General features: G+C 64.0%; 11 protein-coding genes and 1 pseudogene. 2 read left to right on the top strand and 10 right to left on the bottom strand.

All coding sequences use genetic code 11. The features are described from left to right. Window positions 1–77 precede the first annotated feature (77 nt). Complete coding sequence (locus tag HV822_RS05485; protein ID WP_238872747.1) at window positions 78–920, bottom strand: Tim44 domain-containing protein; 843 nt, start codon at window positions 918–920, stop codon at window positions 78–80. Window positions 921–1,030: 110 nt separating this feature from the next. Between HV822_RS05485 and HV822_RS05480 the strand changes: the two genes are divergently transcribed. Next, on the top strand, window positions 1,031–2,050 hold the full coding sequence (locus tag HV822_RS05480) for a Leu/Phe/Val dehydrogenase (protein WP_238872746.1): 1,020 nt from the start codon (window positions 1,031–1,033) through the stop codon (window positions 2,048–2,050). A 47-nt stretch (window positions 2,051–2,097) separates the two neighbouring features. Here the strand turns inward: HV822_RS05480 and HV822_RS05475 are convergent, their stop codons facing one another. From HV822_RS05475 to HV822_RS05455, 5 genes are all read right to left on the bottom strand, one after another. Next, window positions 2,098–2,916: an SDR family oxidoreductase gene (locus HV822_RS05475; RefSeq protein ID WP_238872745.1), complete on the bottom strand. Its 819-nt coding sequence runs from the start codon at window positions 2,914–2,916 to the stop codon at window positions 2,098–2,100. A gap of 12 nt (window positions 2,917–2,928) precedes the next feature. Next, on the bottom strand, window positions 2,929–3,396 hold the full coding sequence (locus tag HV822_RS05470; RefSeq protein ID WP_238872744.1) for a hypothetical protein: 468 nt from the start codon (window positions 3,394–3,396) through the stop codon (window positions 2,929–2,931). A 44-nt stretch (window positions 3,397–3,440) separates the two neighbouring features. Beyond that, on the bottom strand, window positions 3,441–4,226 hold the full coding sequence (locus HV822_RS05465) for a TatD family hydrolase (protein ID WP_238872743.1): 786 nt from the start codon (window positions 4,224–4,226) through the stop codon (window positions 3,441–3,443). 264 nt (window positions 4,227–4,490) lie between these two features. Beyond that, complete coding sequence (locus tag HV822_RS05460; protein WP_238872742.1) at window positions 4,491–6,077, bottom strand: peptide chain release factor 3; 1,587 nt, start codon at window positions 6,075–6,077, stop codon at window positions 4,491–4,493. Window positions 6,078–6,274: 197 nt separating this feature from the next. Next, window positions 6,275–8,176 (bottom strand): hypothetical protein, encoded by a 1,902-nt coding sequence (locus HV822_RS05455; RefSeq protein ID WP_238872741.1) that lies wholly within the window; start codon window positions 8,174–8,176, stop codon window positions 6,275–6,277. 116 nt (window positions 8,177–8,292) lie between these two features. Here HV822_RS05455 and HV822_RS05450 point away from each other — a divergent pair, with 116 nt between their 5' ends. Beyond that, entirely contained in the window at window positions 8,293–9,120 is an 828-nt protein-coding gene (locus HV822_RS05450; protein WP_238872740.1) for a helix-turn-helix transcriptional regulator, read from the top strand. Here the strand turns inward: HV822_RS05450 and HV822_RS05445 are convergent. From HV822_RS05445 to uca, 4 genes and pseudogenes are all read right to left on the bottom strand, one after another. After that, window positions 9,117–10,142 carry an asparaginase gene (locus tag HV822_RS05445; RefSeq protein WP_238872739.1) on the bottom strand — a complete coding sequence of 342 codons (1,026 nt, stop codon included), beginning with the start codon at window positions 10,140–10,142 and terminating at the stop codon, window positions 9,117–9,119. The genes HV822_RS05450 and HV822_RS05445 overlap by 4 nt on opposite strands. Further along, complete coding sequence (locus HV822_RS05440; protein WP_238872738.1) at window positions 10,139–11,542, bottom strand: aspartate ammonia-lyase; 1,404 nt, start codon at window positions 11,540–11,542, stop codon at window positions 10,139–10,141. The genes HV822_RS05445 and HV822_RS05440 overlap by 4 nt, the downstream gene beginning before the upstream one ends. Before the next feature lie 57 nt (window positions 11,543–11,599). After that, window positions 11,600–12,424 (bottom strand): annotated as a pseudogene (locus tag HV822_RS05435) (alanine:cation symporter family protein); the annotation flags it as partial. An 80-nt stretch (window positions 12,425–12,504) separates the two neighbouring features. Then, window positions 12,505–16,119, bottom strand: a complete 3,615-nt coding sequence (uca, locus tag HV822_RS05430; protein ID WP_238872737.1) for an urea carboxylase — start codon at window positions 16,117–16,119, stop codon at window positions 12,505–12,507. Between the last annotated feature and the right edge of the window lie 101 nt (window positions 16,120–16,220).

Genomic DNA, 16,220 nt, shown 5'->3' with positions numbered 1-16,220 from the left:
CCACACTCTTCAGCCTTCAGCCTTCAGCCTTCAGCCTTCAGCCTTCAGCCTTCAGCCTAAGCGCGCCTGCGGCGCGCTTAGGCGTTCTGCCGTATCCCCACAATAACCCAAGGCTGGTTGTCGCCGTCGGCGCGTTCCAGTGCCCAGCTTTCATCAAACCACTGGCCGGCGTCTTCGGCGCTGTCGCGGTCCAGGCCGCTGAAGCTGACGGTGACCAGGGTGTGGCCGTCGCGCTGGCTAATGCCGTCCAGGCGTGCTTCTAGGTGGTCGACAAAGCCGTTGGCGGTCGGCGGCTGGTGCGCGCGCTCCTGCTGCAGCTGACGTACCAGCTCGGGCGTCATGTATTCGCTCATGCCGGCGATATCGTTGTCGCGCCAGTGGCGTTGCAAGGTGTAGAAGTGCTCCTTCGCGCCACGCAGGAAAACCTCTGCGTCAAACCAGGCCGGTGCCTCGTATTGCGGTGCCGACTGCGCACGCGGCGCGGCGGAGGCGGGCGTGAACATTCCTGAGGCTTCGCGCTGCATGCCCGCTGGGCCGCCGGCTGACTGTAGCTGCGGCTGCGGGCGACGGGCGAACAGCTTGAACAGGACAAAGGCAATCAGGCCCAGCAGCAGGATGTCGAACAGCTGGATCCCTTCAAAGCCGTCACCAAACAGCATGGCCGCCAGCAGGCCGCCAGCGGCGATACCCGCCAATGGGCCAAGCCAGCGACGGGCGCCGGAGTTGGCGGCCGCGCCGGGTTGCTGCTGGCGGGGGGCTGCTTGCTGATCCCGCGGGGCTTGCTGGCGCTGCGCCGGCTGGCTCTGGTGGGTTGGCGAACTGCCAAAGCTCTTGCCGCCGCCCATGCGACGAGCCTCGGCATCGGGGGTGCTGACCACAACCATCAGCATTACGGTGAAAAACGGCAGTAACCAACGCATGTTCAACTCTCCAATTCAGGCGGACGCTAAGTTTGCCAAAGCGGCACAGGCAGCGAGGGGGATAAGTGTGTATGGTTATTTCAGACACTCGAAAAAGTGGGAGAGCATACATGTTTGCAGCCATGCGGTCAGAGCGAATGGAAGCGTTGCACTTGTTCAGTGACCCTGCAACCGGACTGGAAGCGGTGGTCGCCATTCACAACACAAAGCTCGGCCCGGCGCTGGGCGGTTGCCGTTATCTCGCTTACAACACCCTGGACGACGCGCTGGCAGATGCCATGCGTCTGGCCCGGGGTATGAGCTACAAGGCGGCGCTAGCCGGGCTTGCGCAGGGTGGCGGCAAGGCGGTGATTTTGCGCCATCCCCATGTTGCCGATCGGGCAGCGTTGTTTGAAGCCTTCGGACGTTTTATCGAGTCGTTGCGGGGCGGTTACATCACGGCGATGGACAGCGGCACCAGCAGTGCCGACATGGACTGTATTGCCCAGCAGACCGCGCATGTCACCAGTACCACCCACGCCGGTGACCCGTCACCGCATACCGCCCTTGGTGTGTTGGCCGGCATTCGCGCCGCCGCCCGTGCCCGCTTGGCGACTGATTCGCTGTCCGGGGTGCGGGTCACCCTGCAGGGGCTGGGTAACGTGGGCTACGCGCTGGCGGAGCTGCTGCAGGCAGAGGGCGCCGAGCTGCTGGTGGCGGACCTGGATCACGGCAAGGTGCGGCTGGCAGAACAAGAGCTGGGTGCTCAGCCGCTGGCGCTGGAGGCGGTCTATGAAACGCCCTGCGACCTGTTTGCTCCCTGCGGGCTGGGCGGCGCTATCAATCAGCGCAGCATCGGGCAACTGCGTTGCGCCGTGGTGGCCGGTGCCGCCAACAATCAGCTGGTGGAGGCAGAACTGGGCGAGCAGCTGATGGCCCGCGATATCCTCTATGCGCCGGACTACGTGATCAACGCAGGCGGCTTGCTGCATGTGGCGCTAACCCATGCTGGCGTCAGCGCAGGTGACATCGCCGGGCGGGTCAAGGGGATTGGCGAGCGGCTCGACTCAATCTTTGCGCAGAGCCGCGCCGAAGGCCTGTCACCGGCCGAGGTGGCAGACCGGCAGGCCGAGCAGATTCTCTATGGTTAGGGACGTGATCAGCGCCAGGCGGCGAACGAAACGGCAACAGCGCCTGGCTATTCCAGCTTGAAGCGCTTGCGCAGGCGTTTTTCCAGGATCGAGGTGGGCAGCCAGCGTCTCAGGCGCACCATGCTGCGGGCGCCCGAGCCAATCAGCGCATTCTCAGGGCGCACCGGGTTGCGGATGTAACCCAGCAGCTCGGCGGCAAAGTCTGTCGCGCTGGTTGAGCGGGCGTTCTGTGAGGCCTTGGCGCGCGCCTGCACGGCCTTTTCCCAGGGTTTGAACCAGGACGTTTCTGCCATGGTGATGGCGGCAGTGGCGTTGTTGCCAAAATCGGAGGCAATGGCGCCCGGCAACACATTCAGTACCTGAATGCCGAACGGGTGCAGCTCCATGCGCAGGGCATCGGATAGCGCGTGCAACGCCGCCTTGGAGGCGCAATACACACCCGAGAAGGGCGTCGTGGTTACGCCGGAGACGCTACCGATATTGACGATCAACCCTTTGCTGTCGCGCAGCAGCTCGGCGCAGGCACGGACCAGTTGCAGCGGCGCGAATACGTTGGTGTCGAATTGGCGCAGGAGGGTATCGCGGTCGGCGTCCAGTACCGGCCCCATGGCGCCGTAGCCGGCGTTATTGACCAGCAGGTCGAGGCGGCCGGCCTGCTGGCGAATCTGCTCGGCGCAGCGCAGGCGTTGCGTGTCGTCGTTGACATCCAACTCGACTGCCAGCGCCCCCTTGGCGGTTAGCGGCGCCAGACTCTCCAGACGGCGGGCGGCAGCGAATACCTGATAACCGGCGTCCAGGCAGGCCAGCGCAAGGGCCTGGCCGATGCCGGATGAGCAGCCGGTAATCAGCGCAACGGGTTGAGTCATGGGGCGGGTTCCTTATTGTTGTTTAAAGTCGGCACGCACGGTATCGGTGCGGTACTGCAGTTCGGCCTCACTGTAGCCGCTGCGCAGGCGCGGGATACTGTAGCAGACGCGGCTTTGTGCGCCGGCCGGTAACTCGCCTGGCAGGCTAAAGCGTTGGCCGCTGCTGCCCACATCCAGCAGATTCGAGTTGTAACCTTGCTGATAGGCCCAGAGCTGCCAAGTGATATTGCGCGCGGTTTGCTCGCCATGGTTGCGCACCACTACCGCCAGCGGCTTGCCGAAGGGGCAGTCTGCCGGCTGATACTGCAGACTGAAGCCCAGCTGTTCGACGCGCTGGTTTTGCTGCCATTGCAGCACGCCCATGATGACGCCGAGCAGCAAGCCGACGGCTGCGATCACGCCGCTCACCGGCAGCATCACGCGTGGAAAGCGCAGTAGCAGGACCAGCCAGACTAGAAACAGAGCTATGCCGTAGGGCATGGGGTAACTCCCTTATCGCGCATCGGAAAGGCGACTTTAGCAAATCAGGCGGCAGACCACTGAAATAGCTCGCAGCTGTTCTGCCAGCAACGGGCGCTGAAGGTGCTCAGCGGCTCGCCGCGCAGCGCGGCCAGCTCGGCGGCAATTTGCGGCAGCAGCGCAGGGCTGTTGCGCTGATGGGCGTGGAACGCTGGAGCCATGTCGGGGCTGTCGGTCTCCAGCACTATCTGTTCGGCCGGCAGCTGGCTAACGGTTTTGCGCAGGCGTGTGGCCTGCGGCCAGGTGGCGGCACCGCCAAGCCCGAGTCTGAACCCCAGCTTGTGGTATTCGCGGGCTTGTTCCGGGCTGCCGCTGAAGGCATGGATAATGCCGCCGCGCGCCGGGCGATAGCGCTTGAGCGTGGCGATTACCTCAGCATGCGCCTTGCGCACATGCAGCAAGCTGGGCAGTTGATAGTCCACCGCCAGCTGTAATTGGGCTTCAAATAGCCGTTGCTGCGCCGCCCGGTCCGCGCTTTTGTCCCAGTAGTCCAGCCCGAACTCCCCCACCGCGCAGCAGCGCGCGTCCCCCAGCCGCTCGGCCAGGCACTGTTGCAACGCGGCCACGTGCTCAGCGGCGTGCTCGGCCATGAACATCGGGTGCAGGCCAAAGGCGGCGTACAGGCTGGTGTGCTGCTGGCACAGTTGCCAAACCGCCTGCCAGTTGCTGCGGCACACACCCAGCACCACCAACCGCTCGACCCCCAGCCGCGCGCAATCGCTCAACACCTGATCGCGATCAGGGTCAAAGGCGGCAAAGTCGAGGTGGGTGTGGGTGTCGATGTAGGGCATGGGGGGACGCTACGCCTGCTTGCCTTGATAGGCAAGCAGGCGTCCGGCTGGGCCGGACGCGGCGGGAAGCTGAAGGCTGGAGGGCTGAAAGGTCTAGCCAGTCGTTAGTTGCTGGTTTTTTGAGCGTAGTCGCTGCTTTGGCTTGAGGTGGTCAATGCCATTACGCTAGCCGTTTGCGTATGGCGTTATGCTTTCCAGCCTCCAGCCTCCAGCCTCCAGCCTCCAGCCTCCAGCCTCCAGCCTCCAGCCGAGCGGCAACGCCGCTCAGTGATGCTCTCGCGTGGCGCGGAAGTTGATCTCCGGCCAACGCTCTTCGGTCAGGCTCAGGTTGACGCGCGTTGGGGCCAGGTAGGTGAGGTGGCCGCCGCCGTCTACGGCGAGGTTGTCGGTGGCCTTGTTGCTGAACTCGTCCAGTTTCTTGCGATCACTGGATTCGACCCAGCGGGCGGACCAGACGTTGACCGGCTCGTAGATGCACTCGACCTTGTATTCCTGCCTCAGACGCTCGGCCACCACGTCAAACTGCAGCACACCCACGGCGCCGAGGATGATGTCGTTGTTGCGCTCGGGGAAGAACACCTGGGTCGCACCTTCCTCGGCCAGCTCCTGCAGGCCCTGACGCAGCTGCTTGGATTTCAGCGGGTCTTTCAGACGTACGCGGCGGAACAGTTCCGGGGCAAAGTGCGGGATACCGGTAAAACCGATCTTCTCGCCTTCGGTAAAGGTGTCACCGATCTGGATGGTGCCGTGGTTGTGCAGGCCGATGATGTCGCCCGCCCAGGCCTCTTCCAGGTGCTCACGTTCTGCGGCGAAGAAGGTCAGGGCGTCGGCGATGCGCACTTCCTTGCCGGTGCGCACGTGGTGCAGCTTCATACCCTTCTCGTAGCGGCCGGAGCAGATACGCACAAAAGCGATGCGGTCGCGGTGTTTCGGGTCCATGTTCGCCTGAATCTTGAACACAAAACCGGTGAAGGGTGCTTCGGTCGGCTGCACGTCGCGCTCGTGGCTGGCGCGTGGCTGCGGGCGCGGTGCCCAGTCAACGATGGCGTCCAGCACCTGATCTACACCGAAGTTACCCAGTGCGGTACCGAAGAACACCGGCGTCATCTCGCCCTTGATAAAGGCGTCCTGATCAAACTCATGGCAGGCGCCCTGCACCAGCTCCAGCTCTTCGACGAAGTTGTCGTACAGATCGCCCAGGTGCGCGCGGGCTTCGTCCGAGTCCAGGCCGTTGATGATTTGCTGCTCGGTGCGCTCGTGGCCGTGGCCCGGGACGTAGACGATGATCTTGTCTTCGGCCAGGTGGTAGACGCCCTTGAAGTCGCGGTAGCAGCCGATCGGCCAGGTGATCGGCGCGGCTTTGATGTTCAGCACCGCCTCAATCTCGTCGAGCAGCTCAATCGGGTCGCGGATGTCGCGGTCGAGTTTGTTGACGAAGCTGACGATGGGCGTGTCGCGCAGGCGGCAGACGTCCATCAGCGCAATGGTACGCGGCTCGACACCCTTACCGCCGTCGAGCACCATCAGCGCCGAGTCCACCGCGGTCAGGGTGCGGTAGGTATCTTCCGAGAAGTCTTCGTGACCGGGGGTGTCGAGCAGGTTGACCATGGCGTCGCGATAGGGGAACTGCATCACCGAGGTGGTCACCGAAATGCCCCGCTCCTTTTCCATCGCCATCCAGTCGGAGGTGGCGTGGCGGTCGGATTTGCGTGACTTAACCGTGCCGGCAACGCTGATCGCCTGCCCCATCAGCAGCAGGCGTTCGGTGATGGTGGTCTTACCCGCATCCGGGTGGGAGATGATGGCGAAGGTGCGCCGCTTGGCGACTTCTTTTTCGATGGCGTTGGACATGTCGGCTACTGGGCAGTTGGCGGGGCGCGATGGTGGCACGCTTAAGCGCGCTGCGGCCCGGCAAGAAAATTGGCTGCATATTGTCGCCGATCAACCGGGGGATGACAAAGGGAAAAGCCGGCGGGATGGACCCGCCGGCGTGGGGCCTGGTGTCGTTTCGTCAAGCGGGTGAACGAAACGGCGCCAAGCCCTCGGCCTTACTGGAAGGCCTCGCAGTTGGCGGTGGCAATCTGCGTCGGGTCGGTACTGGCCTGATCGCGGATGATGCCGCCGTTGAACTGTTGCAGCTCAACCTCGCCGTCATCGCGCAGCAGGATCTGCAAACGCTCCATGGCCGCGCGCTCACCGTTGCTTTCAGTTGCGTAGTAGGCGTTGCGCAAGCTGAAGGTTTCGGTACCTTTCTGGCCGTTGCTGATGCCGGGGGTGGTGACGCCCTTGGGGTTGAGGTCATAACGCCACGGATCGGCGATGCTGCCGTCACCCTCGATGAGCAGATCAACCTCCTCGCACAGGGTAAAGCCTGACTGCAGTGTGCTGTCGACAAAACCGGTCAGGGTGATCGGGCTGCGCGCCTGCAGGGTCTGGAACAGGGTGGTGATTTCCGGTGCCAGCGGGCGCTCTTCCAGATCCATGTAGCTGTTGCTGTAGGCGCCGGAGCCGATGCGCGTAGTGATTGCAATGCGCCAGGCGACCGGGCTGGTGCGCTGCTGGTCCAGCGTGATGGTCAGGGTATGGGTCACATCCTCGCTGGGCTTGACGGTGAGCTGGTAGACCGGTGTGTTCTGGTAGGGCGAGGTGCTGCCGTTCCAGAAATTGAAGGTCGGGTCGCTCGGGTCAAAGGTGAAATCTTCGATGCTGACGACGCCGTTGTTCTGCACCAGCACCTGCGCCTGATCGCCCAGCGTCAGTGCAGTGTCTTCAAAACGGGCGCTACGGTTGACGAAGGTCGGCGTGTAGGTGCCGGCCAGCGCGCCAACTGCGGTGGCGGCGGGGTTCACCGGTTGCTTGACGCGCAACTGGCCGAGGAAGGCCGGGGTATTGAACGGGCCGCTGGTATTGCTCAGATCACCGACGTTGATTTCGTTGAAATGCCCCACCTCGTTGTCGCTCAGGGCATAGTCGATGTTGCCGTCCTGCCAGATGATTTCCGGCAGATGCGGGCTGTCGCCGAGAATCCGGTTGATGGGGTTGGTCAGGGTCTTGCCGTTGATGGTCAGGCTGTTGTCGGCGCCCAGCACCACGCTGACGGCCTGATCTTCGCTGAAGGCGCAGACGCTGCCGCAGCCGGCACCGCTGCCTTGCTTGAAGACCAGATCCAAGCTGCCGACCAGCGCGCTGTTCAGGGTCGCTGGAACGCTGCCGCCGCCGTTTTGCGAGCCGGGCGCAGCCGGCAAGCTGGCACCGCCGAGCAGTGAGCTGACCAGGGCGTCGTAATCGGCCAGGCTGGGGGTGCCGTTGATCGCCTGGGCCAGGGCTTCAAGCAGTTGGTCGTAGGGGTCGCTGTTTGGGTCCGGTGTGAAGGCTGCGCTAAACGGCGCGGTGGAGCCGGTGCCCCAGCTGGCGGGCAGCGTATAGCCGGCCGCTTCCAGCAGGTTGCGCAGGGCGTCGGCGGCGGCGCCAAGCTGAGCGCCCAGGGTGGCCAGGTCGGCACTGCCATCGCCGGGTGCGCTGAACCAGTCTGTCAGGCTCTGCCCCGACAGGTCGTTGACCTGCAGCGCCAGTGCCAGGTCGGTGAGCGGGGTGATGTTCACGTTGCCGCTGGCGGTGGCCAGGCTGTAGAGCGTCACGTTCGGCGTGCCGCCGTTGATGCGCAGGGCGCAGGGCAGCACCTGTGCGTTGCTGATCTCGCCGCGCCAACTGCCGTCGGTGCCGGTGGTCACGGTATCGGTAAAGCCCGAGCCGTCTGCGCAGACAGCCGTGATGGTACCGCCGGCAATGGCCGCACCAGTGGCGGCTGTGCCGCTCACGCTGGTGCCGGCGGGCGCGCCACCACCGTTACTGCCGCCGCCTCCACCGCCGCCGCTAAGGCAGGCGCTCAACAGGGCCGCGCCAAGCAGGGCGCCCGGCAGTTTAAGGTAATTCCATTGTTGATTGATCATGCTCCACTCCCTTTCCATGTACTTGTTCCGGTAGGCTAGCCAGGTGCCTGGGTACCGGGCAGCCCGTAAACAGGGGGGATGTGTCGGCAGCAGACCCTCAAGCGAGAAAAGGCCCTATGCACGACGATTTTGGCGACAACCTGCGGTTGCTGTGCAGCTACTACAAGTCCACTGCCGAGGTGTGCCGCCGGCTGGGGATTAATCGCCCGCAGTTCAATCGCTATCTCAACGGCGTCAATCGCCCCTCCGACAGCACCATGCGGCGGCTGTGTGATTTCTTCGGCGTCGAGGTGCACGAAATGCTGCTACCCCACGGGCAGTTTCAGCGACTGATTCAGGTGCGCCCGCAACCGGGCGAGCGACCGGCTTTGGCATCGGTGCAGCCGGCCTCGCTTGAGCAGGATTACCTTGAGCGGCTAAACCGGGTCGGCCAGAGCGGGCTCGACAAGTACCTGGGGTACTACTTTGAGTACTACCTGTCGATGGCCTATCCCGGCAGCATTCTGCGCACGCTGGTGTGCCTGGAAGAGCGCGACGGCAAGGCCTATTACCAGCGCACCGAGCGTATCCGCGAGCGACCGGGCAGCAAGCCGTTTCACGGCGTGTACCGTGGCATGGTGCAGTTTCTGTCGGATCGTATCTTTCTTGCCGACTATGAAACCCTGACCAACTTCGAAATGACCCAGACGGTGCTCTACCCGTCGTTTCGTAACCGGGTAGATCGCCTGACTGGGCTGCGCATCGGTGTGTCCGGCAGCGGCGAGCGGGTGCCCTGTTGCACCCGGGTGCTCTACGAGTATCTGGGCCGCGAGGTGGATCGCCAGCGGGTGCTGGCGCTGTGCGGGCTGTATGCCTGCGATGATCCCGCGTTGGATGCAGATATCCGCGCGGCGATCCGCAATGATATCGGCCCGGGCGAGTGGCATTTCCGGGCGCGGTTTTAGATCGTGCCTTCGTCGCTCAGGTTGAGTGGCCAGTCGCGGCGGACTGCCGCCGCGTCACGCCCGCCCGCCAGCAACCAATGCAGCTTGCAGAACGCGGCTTCCGGCGTCATGTCTCCGCCGCTCAATACGCCCTGTTCCTGCAGGCCGGCGCTGGCGGCGTAGGCGCCGGGGCTGATGCCGCCCTGCAAACACTGGGTGACGTTGACCACGACTTTGTCGCGAGCGGCGGCGCGTTTGATGAAGGCATTGAACGCCGCGTCACGGCTCGGGATGTTGCCGGCGCCAAAACTCTGTAGCACCACCGCCTTGCAGGCGTTGTCGGCCAGCAGCGCGTCGTATAGCGCTGTGGGCATGGACGGGTGCAGGCAGAGCATGGCAACGGCGCCTGCCTGGAAGGTCAGCGCGGCAGCGTCGCGCGGATGGCGGCTGGCAACATGCTCACCAAGCAGCCGTTCGCGGTGAAGCAGCGGACGGATGTTGAGGTCAGCCAGCGGCGCGGCGTTTGGCGTGTCGAAGGCCGGAAACTGCTGGCTGCTGACCTTGCGCAGACGGCTGCCGTTGAGCAAACGGTTATTGAACACCAGACTGACATTTGGGATACGCGGCCCGGCGGCCAGTTGCAGGGCGGCTTGCAGGTGCGCCACGGCGTCACTGCGCGGTAGGCCAAGCGGTACCTGCGCACCAGTGAACAGCACGTTGCGCTCGCTGGCTCCGAGTATGAACGACAGCGCTGCAGCGCTGTAGGCCATGGTGTCGGTGCCGTGCAGGATGATAAAGCCGCGGTAGTCGTCCCAGTGCTCGGCCAGCAGGGCCGCCAGCTGCTGCCAGTGGCCGGGTGTCAGGTCCGCGCTGTCGATTAGCGGGTCGAGCTCCAGCAGGTCGAAGCTGGGCAGCAGCGCAAGACTGCTGCCCAGTTGCTGCTCGATCCGCTGCTGCAAACCGGCGGCGGGCGCCAGCCCGTGCGGGCCGGGCACCATGCCGATGGTGCCGCCGGTATGCAGGATCAGAACCTCTGCGGTCATGAGACGGCCTTCTGCGGCGCCAGCATGGATTGCGGACTCAGCAGGCGGTTGAGTTCTGACTCGCTCATCAGGTTTTCCTCGATGATCAGCGCCTTGACCGTGCTGCCGGTCATCAGCGCCGTGTGGGCAATACGGGAGGCGTTGCTGTAGCCGATATGCGGCACCAGTGCGGTAATGATACCGATGCTGTTGTCGACATGGGCGGCGCACGCCTGTTCGTTGGCGATGATGCCACGAATGCAGCGATGCTCCAGCATCTCGCAGGCTTGCTTGAGCATCTTCAGCGCATTGAGCAGGTTGTAGATGATCATCGGCTCCATGGCGTTGAGCTGCAGCTGACCGGCCTCGGCGGCCAATGTCACCGCCAGATCGGCAGCGATCACCTGATAGGCCGTCTGGTTCACTGCTTCGGGAATTACCGGGTTGACCTTGCCCGGCATGATCGAGGAGCCCGGCTGCATCGGCGGCAGTTGGATCTCGCCTAGACCGGTGCGCGGGCCGCTAGAGAGCAGGCGCAGGTCGTTGCTCATCTTGCTCAGCTTGATCGCCAGGCGCTTGAGGATGCCGGAGAAGAACACAAAGGCGCCCATGTCGGACGTGGCTTCGACCAGGTTGCAGGCCGGTACCAGCGGCTTGCCCGACACCTCGGCCAGTCGTGCGACGACCTTGGCGGAATACCCGTCGGGGGTGTTGATCCCGGTGCCGATAGCGGTGCCGCCGAGGTTGACCTCACAGAGCAGGGCACAGGCTTCGCGGATGCGGTCGAGGTCTTCACCCAGGTTTACCGCAAAGGCGTCGAATTCCTGGCCTAGGGTCATCGGCACCGCGTCCTGCAGCTGGGTGCGGCCCATCTTCAGGATGTGGGCAAATTCACGGCCCTTGTCTTCCAGTGCGGCTTTCAGTGAGGCCAGCGCCGGAACGAAGTTGTCAGCGGCAAACTGAATGCCGAGGCAGGCAGCGGTCGGGTAGGCGTCGTTGGTCGACTGCGAGCGGTTGACGTCGTCGTTGGGGTGTAGATGCGCGTACTCGCCGCGTGCGTGACCCAGCTTGGCCAGTGCAACGTTGGCGATCACCTCGTTGGCGTTCATGTTGGTTGAGGTGCCAGCGCCACCTTGAATAACATCAACGATGAACTGGTCCAGATATTGACCGGCGGCGATGTCTTCGCAGGCCGAGACAATCGCCTCGGTCTTGGTGGTATTGAGCAGCCCGAAGTCGTGATTGGTCAGTGCTGCTGCCTGTTTGACCATGGCCAGTGCGCGGATCAGCTCTGGAAAGTGGGCAATCGGCACGCCGGTAATGGCGAAGTTGTTGGCGGCGCGTTGGGTCTGGATGCCGTACCAGGCATCAGCGGGTACATCGAGATAACCGAGCAGATCGTATTCTGAGCGGGTGTTCATGGGGGTGTGCTTCCGCAGGGAAACGGAGCGCCGGAAACCCGGCGCTCTCAGGTGGTGTCAGGGTTGTTTGCGGCTGTTGTCAGCGACCGGCCAGGACTCGGCGTCCAGCTTCAGGTCGGCAAACTCTTCAGCCTGGAAGGTGGGCACCTTGTTGCCGCTCTTGAGCTGGCGGTCGTAGTCGCCGAGCACGCGCTTGCCGGTCTTGAACAGCAGCGCCAGGGCAATCAGGTTGACCAGCGCCAACAGGCCCATGGTCAGGTCGGCAAAGCCGAACACCGTGCCCAGATCCATGATCGCGCCCAGACAGCACAGGCAGATCACCACCACGCGGAAGCCGTTCATCACGAATTCGTTGCTGCGGCCGGTGGTCAGATAGCTGACGCTGTTTTCGCCCAGGTAGTAGTTGTAGAGCACGGTGCTGAAGCCGAACAGCAGCATGGCGATACTGACGAACACGCGGCCCCATTCACCGATGTGAGTGGCTAGCGACGCCTGGGTCAGGGCCACGCCCTGGCTGGAGTCGGCCAGACTCGGATCATAGGCGGTGCCCATCAGAATGATCAGCGCGGTACAGGTGCACAGGATAATGGTGTCGATGAAGACCGAGAACGATTGCACCACGCCCTGGTTGGCCGGGTGCGGCACGTACGCAACAGCAGCCACGTTGGGCGCGCTGCCGAGACCCGCTTCGTTGGAGAACAGGCCGCGTTTGACGCCCATCAGGATGGCCGCGCCGATACCGCCGCCGACGGCAGGGCCAATGCCGAAGGCGCTTTCTACGATCAGCTTCAGGGTGGCGGGAATCTCGGTGAAGTTCAGGCCCAGCACTACGATAGCGATCAGCAGGTAACCGCCAGCCATGATGGGCACCAGCACCTCGGCTGATACCACGCTTGGGGAGTTTGTAACTTGATACGACATGATGCTTTCTGATGCTTATTAAGCACCAGAAAGCATCTTTTTTAGGCGGCGCTATCAACCGCCTCATCGCGCAGCACTACCAGCGGCTGACCCGCCTGCACGCGGCCACCGGGCTGCTGCAGCACGTGGGTAACCACGCCAGCACAGGGCGCCTGCAGCGGGATTTCCATTTTCATGGACTCCAGAATCAGCAGGGTCTGGCCGGCCTTGACCGTGTCGCCCACCTTGACCTCGGCCTGCCACAGACTGCCGGAAACCGGGCTGTCTACGCCCACGCTGTCCTCGGGCCAGTTGACATCTTCGTCGCTGCTTTCCAGCTCTTCGCTCTCGAAGTTGAACTGACCATTGGCGTGCCACTGGCGCAGTTCTTCGGCGAACGCCGCGTTGCGCTGCTGCTTGAAGGCGTCGATGTCGTCGGCGTTATCGGCGATAAAGGCTTCGTGCTCGGCCAGACTGAACTGACTTTCCTCGATGCGCAGCGGATAGCGACCCTGAGGGAAGTCGCGACGAATCTGCTGCAGCTCCTCGTGGCTGACTTCATAAAAGCGGATCTGGTCAAAGAAGCGCAGCAGCCACGGCTTGCTGAACTCGCGGGTCTGGCGATAGCGGTTCCACATCTGCAGGGTACGACCGACGAACTGATAGCCGCCGGGCCCTTCCATGCCGTAGACGCAGAGGTAGGAGCCACCAATGCCGACCGAGTTCTCGGCGGTCCAGGTGCGCGCCGGGTTGTACTTGGTGGTCACCAGACGGTGGCGCGGGTCGGTCGGTGTGGCTACCGGCGCGCCGAGGTAGACGTCGCCCAGGCCCATGACCAGATACGACGCCTCGAACAGCACCTTCTTGACGTCGTCGATGCTGTCCAGGCCGTTGATGCGGCGGATGAACTCCAGGTTGCTCGGGCACCAGGGCGCGTTCTTGCGCACCGACTGGGTGTATTTTTCTATCGCCAGCTGGCAGGCCTCGTCATCCCACGACAGCGGGATGTGCACGATGCGCGAGGGCACCGCCAACTCGTTGAGTCTTTCCGACAGTGCCTGCTCGGCCTTGAGCAGATGACCCAGAAGGGCGTCATGGCTCAATTGCTGGCTGTCGAAATGCACCTGCAGCGAGCGGATCCCCGGCGTCAGCTCACGCAGGCCGGCCACCGGGTTCTGCTGCAGCCATTGCATCAGCGCGTGGGCGCGAAAGCGCAGGCGGATATCCAGCATCTGCTCGCCGTATTCGACCAGCAGGAACTGGTCGCCGGCGGCGCGGTAGACGATCTCGTCACCGAACTGCTCGGCGGGCAGGCGCTTGAGGATCGGGCTGTCGACCGGTACTGGCACCCACTCAACCGGCTTGGCGGCGAGGGCGTCGATCTGCTCAATCTGCGCCGCCTCCAGCGCAACCGCCTGTTCGATGCTGACCGGTACAAAGCGCAGGGTGTCGCCGGCGCGCAGTTGGCCGAGCTTCCACAGGTCGGCGGTAATCACGGTCGCGGGGCAGACGAAGCCACCGAGCGACGGGCCGTCCGGGCCGAGGATCACTGGCATGTCACCGGTGAAGTCGACGGTGCCGAAGGCGTAGGCGTTGTCGTGAATGTTGGACGGGTGCAGACCGGCTTCACCGCCGTCCTTGCGCGCCCACTCCGGTTTCGGGCCGATCAGGCGCACGCCGGTGCGGCTGGAGTTGTAGTGAATCTCCCAGTCGGTGGCGAAGAAGCTGTCGATATCCTTGCCGGTAAAGAAATCCGGCGCGCCGTGCGGGCCGTAGATCACCCGCAGCTCCCACTGGTTGCTGATCGCCGGGCGCAGCTCGCTCGGCACCTCAGCAGACGCGACCGGGCTGGCCGACGCGCTCAGGTGCAGCACATCGCCGGTGCGCAGCGCGCGGCCGTTGTGGCCGCCAAACTGACCGAGGGTGAAGGTGGACTTGGAGCCGAGGTAGTCCGGGCATTGCAGGCCACCAAGTACCGCCAGATAGGCGCGGGCACCGGCTTCCTTGATGCGGCCAAGGGTCAGGGTTTGACCGGCAGCAACGTCGATGACCTGCCAGGCGGCAATAGGTTGCTCGTCCAGTTTGGCGTCGATTTCCGCGCCACTCAGCACGATCTGGCTGGCGCTGGCAAAGCGCAGGGTCGGGCCCTGCAGGGTGATTTCCAGCCCGGCGGCATCGGCCGGGTTGTCCAGCAGGCGGTTGCCGAGACGGAAGGCATAGCTGTCGAACGGGCCGGACGGCGGTACGCCGACATCCCAGCTGCCGGTGCGGCCCGGAAAGTCCTGAATGGTGGTCTGGGTGCCGCCGGCCAGCACGTCGATGCGCGCCGGCTGGAAGCGGAAGCTGTTGAGGTAGCGGGTGGTGACTTCGCCAGCCAGCAGCGCCGGGTCGCGGGTCAGCGCGCGCAGGTAGTCGAGGTTGGTTTCACTGCCGTACAGGCGGGTCGCGTCCAGCGTGCTCTGCAGTTTGGTCAGCGCGGCGGCGCGGTCTTCGGCATGGACGATAACCTTGGCCAGCATCGGGTCGAAGTAGGGCGGCACTTCCAGCCCGGATTCGATCCAGTGGTCGATGCGGATGCCGTCGCCGGAGGGGAAGGCCACTTCGCTCAGCAGGCCCGCGCAGGGCTGGAAGTCGCGGAACGGGTCTTCGGCGTACAGGCGTACCTGAATGGAATGGCCCTTGGGCGCAAGGCTGGCGCGGCGGGCGTTCAGCTCCAGCTCTTCGCCAGCGGCCAGACGCACCATCCACTCGACCAGATCAACGCCGAACACCTCTTCGGTGACGCCGTGCTCAACCTGCAGGCGGGTGTTTACTTCAAGGAAGTAGAACTGATGGCTGTCGGCGTCGTAGATGAACTCGACGGTGCCGGCGTTGCGGTAGCTGACACTGGACAGCAGCTTTTCAGCGGTGGCGTGCAGCTCGCTGCGCACCGCGTCGCTCAGATTCGGTGCCGGGCATTCTTCAACCACTTTCTGATTGCGGCGCTGGCTGGAGCAGTCACGCTCACCGAGTGCCAGCGCGCTGCCCTTGCCGTCGGCAAACACCTGCACCTCGATATGCCGGGCGCGGGCGATGAATTTTTCCAGGAACACGCCATCGTCGGCAAAGTTGCTGGCGCCAAGGCGCTTGACGCTGTCGAAGGCGCCGGACAGCTCGTCTTCGCTGTGGCACAGCTGCATGCCGATACCGCCGCCACCGGCGGTGCTCTTGAGCATGACCGGATAGCCGATACGCGCGGCTTCTGCCTTGGCGGCAGCCAGATCGGTCAACAGATCGGTGCCTGGCAGCAGCGGCACATTGGCCTGCTCGGCCAGCTCACGGGCGTGGTGCTTGAGTCCGAAGGCCAGCATCTGTTCGGGCGTCGGGCCGATAAAGGCGACACCGGCGGCCTCGCAGCGGCGCACGAAGTTGGCGTTCTCGCTGAGGAATCCGTAACCGGGGTGGATGGCCTGGGCGCCGGTTTCGGCGGCGATGGCCAGCAGCTTGTCGACCTGCAGGTAGGTGTCGGCGGCGGCGCCGTCGCCGAGGCTGTAGGCCTCGTCGGCCAGCCGCACGTGCAGGCTGTCGGCGTCGCACTCGGCGTAAACGGCAACGGAGCCGACACCGAGGGTGCGCAGGGTACGGATGATACGGGTGGCGATGGCGCCACGGTTGGCGATCAGAACCTTGTTGAACATGTCGCTAGCCTTTGCCGGGCCGTCCCAGGCTGCTTCTTACGACAGTGGTCGTCCACTGAAGATGTTGTGTCACGTTTTACGGGGACCGCAGGTAGCTTCTC

The organism is Halopseudomonas maritima (genome assembly GCF_021545785.1).
Classification (GTDB): Bacteria; Pseudomonadota; Gammaproteobacteria; order Pseudomonadales; family Pseudomonadaceae; genus Halopseudomonas; species Halopseudomonas maritima.
The sequence above is the reverse complement of the archived record's forward strand: the minus strand, read 5'-3'. Positions and strand labels throughout refer to the sequence as shown.

Coding starts and splice junctions, on each gene's coding strand:
- HV822_RS05485 (WP_238872747.1), bottom strand. CDS start 920: ATGCGTTGGTTACTGCCGTTTTTCACCGTAATGCTGATGGTTGTGGTC.
- HV822_RS05480 (WP_238872746.1), top strand. CDS start 1,031: ATGTTTGCAGCCATGCGGTCAGAGCGAATGGAAGCGTTGCACTTGTTC.
- HV822_RS05475 (WP_238872745.1), bottom strand. CDS start 2,916: ATGACTCAACCCGTTGCGCTGATTACCGGCTGCTCATCCGGCATCGGC.
- HV822_RS05470 (WP_238872744.1), bottom strand. CDS start 3,396: ATGCCCTACGGCATAGCTCTGTTTCTAGTCTGGCTGGTCCTGCTACTG.
- HV822_RS05465 (WP_238872743.1), bottom strand. CDS start 4,226: ATGCCCTACATCGACACCCACACCCACCTCGACTTTGCCGCCTTTGAC.
- HV822_RS05460 (WP_238872742.1), bottom strand. CDS start 6,077: ATGTCCAACGCCATCGAAAAAGAAGTCGCCAAGCGGCGCACCTTCGCC.
- HV822_RS05455 (WP_238872741.1), bottom strand. CDS start 8,176: ATGATCAATCAACAATGGAATTACCTTAAACTGCCGGGCGCCCTGCTT.
- HV822_RS05450 (WP_238872740.1), top strand. CDS start 8,293: ATGCACGACGATTTTGGCGACAACCTGCGGTTGCTGTGCAGCTACTAC.
- HV822_RS05445 (WP_238872739.1), bottom strand. CDS start 10,142: ATGACCGCAGAGGTTCTGATCCTGCATACCGGCGGCACCATCGGCATG.
- HV822_RS05440 (WP_238872738.1), bottom strand. CDS start 11,542: ATGAACACCCGCTCAGAATACGATCTGCTCGGTTATCTCGATGTACCC.
- uca (WP_238872737.1), bottom strand. CDS start 16,119: ATGTTCAACAAGGTTCTGATCGCCAACCGTGGCGCCATCGCCACCCGT.